The following is an 8,682-nucleotide window of genomic DNA, read 5'->3' on the forward strand; positions in this document are numbered from 1 at the left end:
CAAAGCCCGGCAGCCGGCCGAGCAGGCGCAGCGCGTCGGCCATTAGCGTGCCGTGGCCGGGGCCGAGCTCGGCCAGGTGCAGCGGCGGCTTGGCCGCGCGCAGCCACAGGTCGCCAATCCAGCCGCCGATCATCTCGCCAAACATCTGGCTGATTTCCGGCGCGGTGGTGAAATCGCGGCCCAACGGGTCTTCGCCGCCATAATAGGCGGTGTTGCAGGCCGCCATCCACTGATCGAGGCGCAGCGGGCCGTCGGCAGCGATGCGCAGCGCGAGGGTCTCGGCCAGGCTCACGCTGTGACGGGCTTCCTCACCAGCGCCACCACCAACAGCAGAGCCGCAGCCAGGATCAGCGGCAGGCTGAGCGTCTGGCCCATGGTGAGGCCGCTTGAAAGAATGCCGAGCTGGGCATCAGGCTCGCGGTAATTTTCGACGATATAGCGCGACAGGCCATAGCCGACGCCGAACACGCCTGCCAGCAGGCCTGGCCGCAGCCGGGCGGGGGTGAACCAGAACAGGCAGGTCAGCACGATCAACAGCACGCCGCCTTCCAGCCCGGCTTCATACAGCTGGCTGGGGTGGCGTGGCAGCGGCCCGGCATCGGGGAAGATGATGCCCCAATCGCCGCCGGTGGGCCGGCCCCACAGCTCACCATTTACGAAATTGGCCACCCGCCCCAGCCCCAGCCCGATCGGCGTGACCGTGGCGACATAATCAAGCAGGCGCAGGCCCGAATATTTGGCGAACCAGCCGTGCAGGAAGCAGGCGGCGATCACCCCGAAACAGCCGCCGTGGAAGCTCATGCCGCCATCCCACAGCCGCAATATCTCAATGGGATCGGCCTTGTACTTGTCGAGATTGTAGAACAGCACATAGCCCAGCCGGCCGCCGCCGATGACGCCGAGTGTCGCCCAGGTGATGAAATCATCGAGCTGTGGCTGCGACAGCGGGGCGCCCGGCCGGCGGATCATGCGGGTGAGCAGGAACCAGGCCGCGACGATGCCGCTGATATAGGCCAGGCTGTACCAGCGCAGCGCAAACGGCCCCCAATCCTGGCCAAGCAGGTGGAAGGCCGGGATGGTGAACGCCTCTGGCCGCACCGGGAGCGTGGTGAAATCCACGGCACTCTGGAACCCTGGGGCGAAAAATTCCGGGAGCATCATGCCTCTACATCATCTGCCAGCTTTGCTTGGCACGCGCGGCGCACCATAAAGCCAGGCGACGAATATTCCAGTGGGAGAGGCGAGCATGGCCGATTTGGACACATTCCGTGCCGAGACACGGGCTTGGCTGGAGGCGAACTGCCCGCCGGAAATGCGCGAGCCAATCCGCGATGACGATGATGTGTGCTGGGGTGGCCGCAACTGCCAGTTCAAGAACGACGCCCAGCGCGTCTGGCTGGAGCGCATGGGCGCCAAGGGCTGGACGGTGCCGGAATGGCCGGCCGACTATGGCGGCGGCGGCCTGTCCCGCGCCGAGGCCAAGGTGCTTTCGGAAGAAATGCGCCGCATCAAGGCGCGCTCGCCGCTGTCGAGCTTCGGCATCTGGATGCTCGGCCCGGCGCTGCTGAAATATGGCAACGAAGCCCAGAAGAAGGAGCATCTGCCCAAGATCGCCCGCGGCGAGATCCGCTGGTGCCAGGGCTATTCGGAACCGGGCGCCGGGTCTGACCTGGCGTCCTTGCGCACCTCGGCCGAGGACAAGGGTGATCACTACCTCGTCAACGGCTCCAAGGTATGGACCAGCTATGCCGACAAGGCCGACTGGATCTTCTGCCTGGTGCGCACCGACCCCGCCGCGCCCAAGCACCTGGGCATCAGCTTCCTTCTGTTCGACATGGCCTCGCCGGGCGTCTCGACCAGTCCGATCAAGCTGATCTCCGGCTCGTCGCCTTTCTGCCAGACCTTCTTCGACAATGTGAAGGTGCCCAAGGAAAACCTGATGGGCACGGCCGGCAAGGGCTGGGACATCGCCAAATATCTGCTCACCCACGAACGCGACATGATCGGTGGCAGCGATTCCACCGGCGGCGGCCAGCGCGACAGCGTGTCGAACATCGCCAAGCGCCTGATCGGGCTGGATGCCGCCATCCTCGCCGACACCGCGCTCAGGACCGACATCGCCCGCCACGAAATCAACGCGCTGGCGTTTTCGCTGACGATGGAGCGGGTGATGGCCGAGACCAAGAGCGGCCAGGGCACCGGCGCGCTGTCCTCCATGCTGAAATATTACGGCACCGAGCTGAACAAGGAGCGCATGCAGCTGCTGATGTCGATCCGCGGCAGCGACGGGCTGGTGTTCGACGGCGAGGAGAAAGGCGACGGTGATCTCGCCCGGTCCTGGCTCAGGAGCCGGGCCAACTCGATCGAGGGCGGCACCTCGGAAGTTCAGCTCAACATCATCGCCAAGCGCGTGCTCGATTTGCCGGGGGCCTGATTCCATGCCGCTCATCCTCACCGACGACCAGCAGATGATCCGCGACTCGGCGGACGGTTTCTTCAAGGACGAAGCCCCGGTGGCGCTGCACCGGCAACTGCGCGACAGCGCCGAACCCAACGGCTTTTCCCGTGACGTCTGGGCCAAGATGGCCGAGATGGGCTTTGCCGGCGTGCTGGTGCCCGAAGCCCATGGCGGGGCGGACATGGGGCATGTCGCAGCCGGCATCATCATGGAGGCGATGGGCAAGAATCTTTCGGCCGCGCCGATGCTCAGCACGGCGGTGCTGGGGGCAACCGCGCTGAAGGCCGGCACGCCGGAACAACAGGCCAAATATCTGCCGCTGATCGCCCAGGGCGCGCATCTGCTGGCGCTGGCGGCCGATGAAGCCGCTCGCCACAAGCCCAACCATGTCGCCACGACCGCAACGCCGTCGGGCAATGGCTTCAAGCTGAATGGCGTGAAGGGCTTCGTGCTCGATGGCGCCGCGGCGGACACGCTGATCGTGGCAGCGCGCACCAGCGGCGAGACCGATGACCATGCCGGCATCACCCTGTTCCTGGTCAACCCCAAGGCCGACGGGGTGAAGATCGACCGGCGCCACATGGTGGACAATCGCGGCGCCGCGCGGGTGACGCTGAGCGATGTGCAGGTGGACGGCGCCGACGTGCTGGGCGCGGTGGGCGAAGGCCATGCCATCCTCGAGAAGATGCTCGACGCCGGCCGCGCCTGTCTGGCCGCCGAGATGCTGGGCGTGTCGGGCACGTCGTTCGCGATGACGGTGGATTATCTCAAGCAGCGCGAACAGTTCGGCCAGAAGATCGGCAGTTTCCAGGCCCTGCAGCACCGCGCTGCCCATCTGTTCTGCGAGATCGAGCTGGCGCGATCGGCCACGCTGAAGGCGCTGCAGGCGCTGGACGAAGGCAGCGACCGCGCGCCGATGTTTGTATCGCTGGCCAAGGCCAAGGCCGGCGAGGTGGCGATCCTGGCCAGCAACGAAGGCGTGCAGATGCACGGCGGCATCGGCATGACCGACGCCTTCGACATCGGCTTCTTCATGAAACGCGCCCGCGCCGCCCAGGAGACCTTTGGCGACGCCGCCTTCCACAGCGACCGGATTGCGAGGCAGCTGGGGTATTGAGGCGTCTTGCTCCCCCCGCAAATGCTTGCGCTTGCAAGCATCGACCAGCGTGGCATGAAGGCGACGTAACGAAGCTGCGCCCAGCAGCTCGCCAAGCTTGGGAGACTTCGCCGTGACCAAATCCGCCCTTGATGCCGCGCTGGACGAGGTGATTGCCGGCATCACGGCGCCGGGGGGCGCGCTCGGCGTCGGCAGCGCCAGCGTGCATGGCGTGACCATGCCGGTGTTTGCAGCCGCGCCGCCGACAATGCGCGAATTTCTCGCCTTCTTCTTCGCCGCCCAGGGCCCCAAGGAATTCCTGGTGTTCGGCGAGGAGCGGCTGACCTTCGCCGATGTCTATGCGAAAGCCCTGAAGTTCGCCGCCATGCTGCAGCACCGCCACGGCATCGCCAAGGGTGACCGTGTTGGGGTTGCCATGCGCAACTATCCGGAATGGGCCATCGCCTATTGCGCCATCGTCCACATGGGCGCGGTGTGCATCCCGATGAACGCCTGGTGGACTGCCGAGGAAATGGACTACGGCATCCGCGATTCCGGCGCCCGGCTGGTCATCGCCGACGAGGAACGCGCCCGCCGCCTCGCCACCCTTTCGTGCACCGCCAATGTGATCACCGTTCGCACGTCGAAGGAAGTCGCCGGCCAGTTCGGCTTCGCCCGCGTCGAGGACGAATTGGCGGCCAGCCCCGACACCATGTGGTATCTGCCGGAACTGCTGCCGGAAGATGATTGCACCATCATGTACACGTCCGGCTCCACCGGCTTCCCCAAGGGCGCTGTCTCCACCCACCGCGCCCAGGTGTCGGGCACGATGAATTACCTCGTCATGGGCCTGGCGCTGCTGGAACTGTCCGCCCGCCAAGGCGTCGCCCCGGCCGAACAGCAGGTGATGCTGCTGAATGTGCCCCTGTTCCACATCACCGGGCTGGTGCCGGTGCTGCTGGTCTCGATCGCCATCGGCCGCAAGATGATCATCATGCACAAATGGGATGCTGGCGAGGCGCTGCGGCTGATCGAGAAGGAGCGCTGCACCTATTTCGTTGGCGTGCCGACCATGAGCCTGGAGCTGATGCAGCATCCGGACCGGCACAAATATGACCTGTCCTCTCTGGTCGACATCGCGTCCGGCGGCGCGCCGCGCCCGCCCGAGCATGTCGAACGGCTGGCGCACGAGTTCGAAGGCAAGCACCCGGTGCAGGGCTATGGCCTCACGGAAACAAACGGGGTGGGCGCCGGCAATATCCGCGAGAATTATCGCAACAAGCCGGCTTCGACCGGCCGCGCCTCGCCGCCGCTGGTGGAGATCCGCATCGCCGATGGCGACGGCCCGGTGGGCGCCGCGCTGCCGCCGAACGCGGTGGGCGAGGTGTGCATCCGCTCGGTCTGCAACTGCCGCGGCTACTGGAACAAGCCTGATGCGACGGCGGCGGCGTTCGTCGGCGATGGCTGGTTCCGCAGCGGTGACCTCGGCTATCTCGACGAGGAGAACTATCTGTTCATCGTCGACCGCAAGAAGGACATCATCATCCGCGGCGGCGAGAATATCAGCTGCCAGGAGGTGGAATCGGCCATCTATGCCCATCCGGCGGTGGCGGAATGTTCGGTGTTCGGCCTGCCCGATGATCGGTTGGGCGAAATCGTCGGCGCTGTCGTCCATCCCAAGCCGGGCGAGCATCTTGACCCGGATGCGCTGGTGGATTTCCTGAAAGCCGGCCTCGCCGCCTACAAGATCCCGGCGAAAGTCTGGATCAGCAGCGACCAGCTGCCCAAGCTGGGCTCTGCCAAGATCGACAAGGTGGCGCTGAGGACGCATTATCGCGCGGTGTGGGCCGGAAAGGCCGCCTGAGTCGGGGAGAACAACGATGTTCAAGACCATGCTGGAAGGCACCAGGGAAGACTGGATGCACATCGCCGCCGAGCACGGCAAGCACCAGAAATCGGCCGCCGCCGATCAGATCATCGACAGCCTGAAGCGCCTCGAAACCATCGAGGTCGGCTTTGGCGCCAACCAGCTCGTCCACAGCCTGATGACCGCGACGCTCGCCCGCCGCGACGGCGCAACCGACGAAGAGGTGGTCGCCGCGCTCTGCCACGATCTCGGCAAGTTGTTCAGCATCCCCAATCATGGTGCCATCGCCGGGGAAATGCTGAAGCCCTATGTGTCGGACGATATCTATCACGCCATCGTTCACCACCAGGATTTCCAGGGCCGTTATTATTACGAGCACCTGGGCAAGGACCCCAACGCCCGCGAACGTTTCCGCGGCGAGCCGTGGTTCGCCATGGCCGAAAAGATCGTCGACCGCTGGGACGCGCCGGCCTTTGATCCGGATTACGACGTTGACAGCCTCGAAAGCTTCGAGCCCGAGATCCGCCGGGTGTTCGCGGCGCCGAAGCGGGGCATCTAGGCCCGGTCTTCGTCATCCTCGGGCGCGCCGATCAGGGCGCGCACCTGCTCTTCGTCCAGTTCATGGGCGATGCGCTGGAACATCGGATCGGCCCAGGCCGCCTGCAGTGGTTCCGGCCCTTCGCCGTCGCGATCGATCAGGCCAGGATCGCCGGTAATGGCCGCCGCCGCCCGCGGCCAGCGCAGATCGAGGATGGTCCACAGCACGATCGCATCGAAATCGACGCTGCGCCCTTCCAGCAGGGTGCGCGCCTGCATCATGCCGATGGCATTGACCAGCCGCTTCATGCCGCGCGGGTTGGGCTCGATGTAGGAGGCCCAGCGCAGCAATTTGTGCTCCACCGCCTTGTCAGCCTGCACCGTGGCCAGCCGCGCCACCGCCTGGGCGCGCAGGGCTGGGCGCTGTTCTTCGGGCGCTTCGGCGATGGCGGCCTGGATTTCCTCGTGGCGCAGCGCGGTGTCGGGCAGGGTGGCGGTGACGGTCGGCGCCGTCTCGATGCCCACCAGCCGGCCGAGATAGGCGCGCTTCACCGCCACTGGCAGCGCCGGGATACTGACTGACACCTGGAACATCTTGTCGAGGAAAAGGTCGCCCACCGGCCGCGCCTTGTCGCCGCCCTTGTCGAACAATTCGAAGCGTTCGGCAAAGCTGGCGGTGATCCAGTGCCGGTCCGCCACGGCCATGAACACCACCGGCTGGCTGCGAAACAGGGTCTGGATGCCTTCCAAAAGGTCGGTCACCGTCTGCTGGTCACAGCGGTCGAGATCGTCGAGCACGATCAGCACCGGGCAGGGCGAGGATTTCACCAGCATGTCGAACAGGCGCACGAACGGGCGATAGCTGTCGGTGCGCAGCGCATCGAAGGTCTCGGCCGCCTGCTTGCTGCCCAACAGCAGGGCGCGGCCACCCGCCACCAGGCCGGCGATGGTGCCGGTGACCAACGTGAGCAGTTCCGGGCCGCCCTTCAGCGCCTCCTTGATCTGGCTGGCGTTGTCGCCGAACAGCGCGAACAGCGCCAGCACGAGGAGGCCGCCGGCGACCAGCACGACATTGTCCACTGATGGCGACACCCAGGCCCAGCGCAGCTGCAGCCAGGCCCAGTGCAGCAGCTTCACATCGGCCAGCAGTCGGCGCGCCAGCAGCCGCTTCCATTCGGTGAGCATGTACCACCAGGGCGGCTTCACCCGCGCATTGCGCCAGGCGTTGAACTCCACCACCAGCCAGCGCGGGCTTTCCCGGCCCAGCGTGTCCGACAGGAAGCGCACCAGGCTGGATTTGCCCGACCCCCATGGCCCATGCAGATGCACCATCACCGCCTTGGGATCGCTGCTCGCCGCCTCGGCTTTTTGCAGCCGCACAAGCCGGGCGGCCAGCGCATCGGCCAGCGGCTTGCGGCCGAGTTCGTCAACGGCGGCGGGGTTGTCGGAGAGGAGCGGTGTCCGTTCGGCGGGAGGTGGTTTTGCCGTGGTCGATGCCTGGGGCAACGGCGAGCCCGCCAATTCCTGCCAGGCAAACATGTCCTCGTCCTTGAGCGGATTGCGCGAGGTCTGATCGGCCACCAGTGCGCGCAACCGCAGCAGGGCGGCAGCGGGCACCGTCCCATCATCCGCGAGGGACGGCCATTTGACCGGCGGCTGTTCTGTGAGTGCGAACAGGATATGGCGCAGCCCGACCGGTTGTGCCTGACCGCTCATGGTCAGATCCCGCAGCGCCACAGCCCGTGGCAACACATCCTCCCGCATGCTGATCGACAAGGTGAAGGGCAGCGCGGGTGTGATCGCGGGGCCGGCGCGCAGCTTGAAGGACAGGCCCTCGGACTTCGTCCATTGCTGCAACCAGTTTGCGGCCGTGGCCACGCGGCCGCTGGGCTTGATGGTCAGCAGGGCTGAGACCCATGCTTCGACATCGATGACCATTTCGCCGCGATCGGCATTGGCAAAACTGATGGTGGCAGCGGCGGCCTGGCCAACATTATCGGACACATCGCCCGTGATGGCGGCGATCTGGCCAACGATGCTGGCGGCCGCGCTGATGCCCTTGGCGATGCTTTCGCCTTTGGCCGATTTCGGCCGCGCGGCCTTGCGCGATGGCCCATCCGGCCCGGCGGCGGATTCGGATAATGGTTCGTCCATGGCGCTGCCCCCCGGCTGCGATGCCTGCCTGTCCGACCCCACAACAGGCTAACCGCTCCCTGCGCTCAAGTCCACGCTATCGCCCGAAGCGCACCTGCACGCTCAGTGGCATGCCGGCAACAATGTCGGTCAGGCTGGAGGCGAAGATCAGCGTCTTGCCGGGGCCGACGCTGGTTGCCGGTGGCGGGATGGTCCAGTCGCGCATGGGGGTGTCGTTCAGCATCAGCCGGGCCCTGAGCGGCGGCACCGGCACGGTGATGCGGCCGGGGTTGTGGATGGTGCCGGTCACTTCCAGGATGGCGGTGCCATCAGGCAGGCGCGTCAGCCGGCCAACCAGGCTGACATCGAGCCGCGGCGGCGGCGGCGCCAGCTGCGCCAGCGCATCGGAGACGCCGGGCAGGCTTTCCGGATCGACTCTGCCCACCCACAGGCCAACAGACGCGGTGGTGAAGGCGGCGCCCAGAACGATCGCCACCAGCCATTTCAGCCAGGGCGCGGCGCGGCGCGGCGGCGGGGGCGGTTCCGGCTCGGGTTCGGGCGCCGGTTCCGGTTCGGGCGGCGGCGGGGGCG

The 8,682-nt window shown here is 66.4% G+C and carries 7 protein-coding genes and 1 pseudogene; 4 read left to right on the plus strand and 4 right to left on the minus strand.

All coding sequences use genetic code 11. The annotated features are described in order from the left end of the window. Together GJ693_RS11340 and lgt are read right to left on the minus strand one after the other, a co-directional pair. A partial coding sequence (locus GJ693_RS11340; protein ID WP_408014567.1) for an SAM-dependent methyltransferase occupies nt 1–292 on the minus strand: 292 nt, incomplete at its 3' end. After that, nucleotides 289–1,161, minus strand: a complete 873-nt coding sequence (gene lgt, locus GJ693_RS11345; protein ID WP_408014568.1) for a prolipoprotein diacylglyceryl transferase — start codon at nt 1,159–1,161, stop codon at nt 289–291. The genes lgt and GJ693_RS11340, both read right to left, overlap by 4 nt. An 85-nt stretch (nt 1,162–1,246) precedes the next feature. Here lgt and GJ693_RS11350 point away from each other — a divergent pair, with 85 nt between their 5' ends. From GJ693_RS11350 to GJ693_RS11365, 4 genes are all read left to right on the plus strand, one after another. After that, nucleotides 1,247–2,434 (plus strand): acyl-CoA dehydrogenase family protein, encoded by a 1,188-nt coding sequence (locus GJ693_RS11350; RefSeq protein ID WP_156256415.1) that lies wholly within the window; start codon nt 1,247–1,249, stop codon nt 2,432–2,434. Nucleotides 2,435–2,438: 4 nt separating this feature from the next. Continuing rightward, complete coding sequence (locus GJ693_RS11355; protein ID WP_156256416.1) at nt 2,439–3,575, plus strand: acyl-CoA dehydrogenase family protein; 1,137 nt, start codon at nt 2,439–2,441, stop codon at nt 3,573–3,575. A gap of 112 nt (nt 3,576–3,687) precedes the next feature. After that, complete coding sequence (locus tag GJ693_RS11360) at nt 3,688–5,418, plus strand: class I adenylate-forming enzyme family protein (protein WP_235902842.1); 1,731 nt, start codon at nt 3,688–3,690, stop codon at nt 5,416–5,418. Between the two features lie 16 nt (nt 5,419–5,434). Then, nucleotides 5,435–5,980 (plus strand): HD domain-containing protein, encoded by a 546-nt coding sequence (locus GJ693_RS11365; protein WP_156256417.1) that lies wholly within the window; start codon nt 5,435–5,437, stop codon nt 5,978–5,980. Here GJ693_RS11365 and GJ693_RS11370 read toward each other — a convergent pair. Both GJ693_RS11370 and GJ693_RS16945 read right to left on the minus strand, forming a co-directional pair. Beyond that, nucleotides 5,977–8,112: a KAP family P-loop NTPase fold protein gene (locus tag GJ693_RS11370; RefSeq protein WP_156256418.1), complete on the minus strand. Its 2,136-nt coding sequence runs from the start codon at nt 8,110–8,112 to the stop codon at nt 5,977–5,979. The genes GJ693_RS11365 and GJ693_RS11370 overlap by 4 nt on opposite strands. Before the next feature lie 76 nt (nt 8,113–8,188). After that, nucleotides 8,189–8,682: pseudogene (locus GJ693_RS16945) on the minus strand (hypothetical protein); the annotation flags it as partial.

Source organism: Sandarakinorhabdus oryzae (assembly GCF_009733735.1).
GTDB classification, from domain to species: Bacteria; Pseudomonadota; Alphaproteobacteria; order Sphingomonadales; family Sphingomonadaceae; genus Sandarakinorhabdus; species Sandarakinorhabdus oryzae.

Bases quoted from the DNA above. Each gene is read 5' to 3' on its own strand.
- lgt (WP_408014568.1), bottom strand. From the start codon at position 1,161: ATGATGCTCCCGGAATTTTTCGCCCCAGGGTTCCAGAGTGCCGTGGAT.
- GJ693_RS11350 (WP_156256415.1), top strand. From the start codon at position 1,247: ATGGCCGATTTGGACACATTCCGTGCCGAGACACGGGCTTGGCTGGAG.
- GJ693_RS11355 (WP_156256416.1), top strand. From the start codon at position 2,439: ATGCCGCTCATCCTCACCGACGACCAGCAGATGATCCGCGACTCGGCG.
- GJ693_RS11365 (WP_156256417.1), top strand. From the start codon at position 5,435: ATGTTCAAGACCATGCTGGAAGGCACCAGGGAAGACTGGATGCACATC.
- GJ693_RS11370 (WP_156256418.1), bottom strand. From the start codon at position 8,112: ATGGACGAACCATTATCCGAATCCGCCGCCGGGCCGGATGGGCCATCG.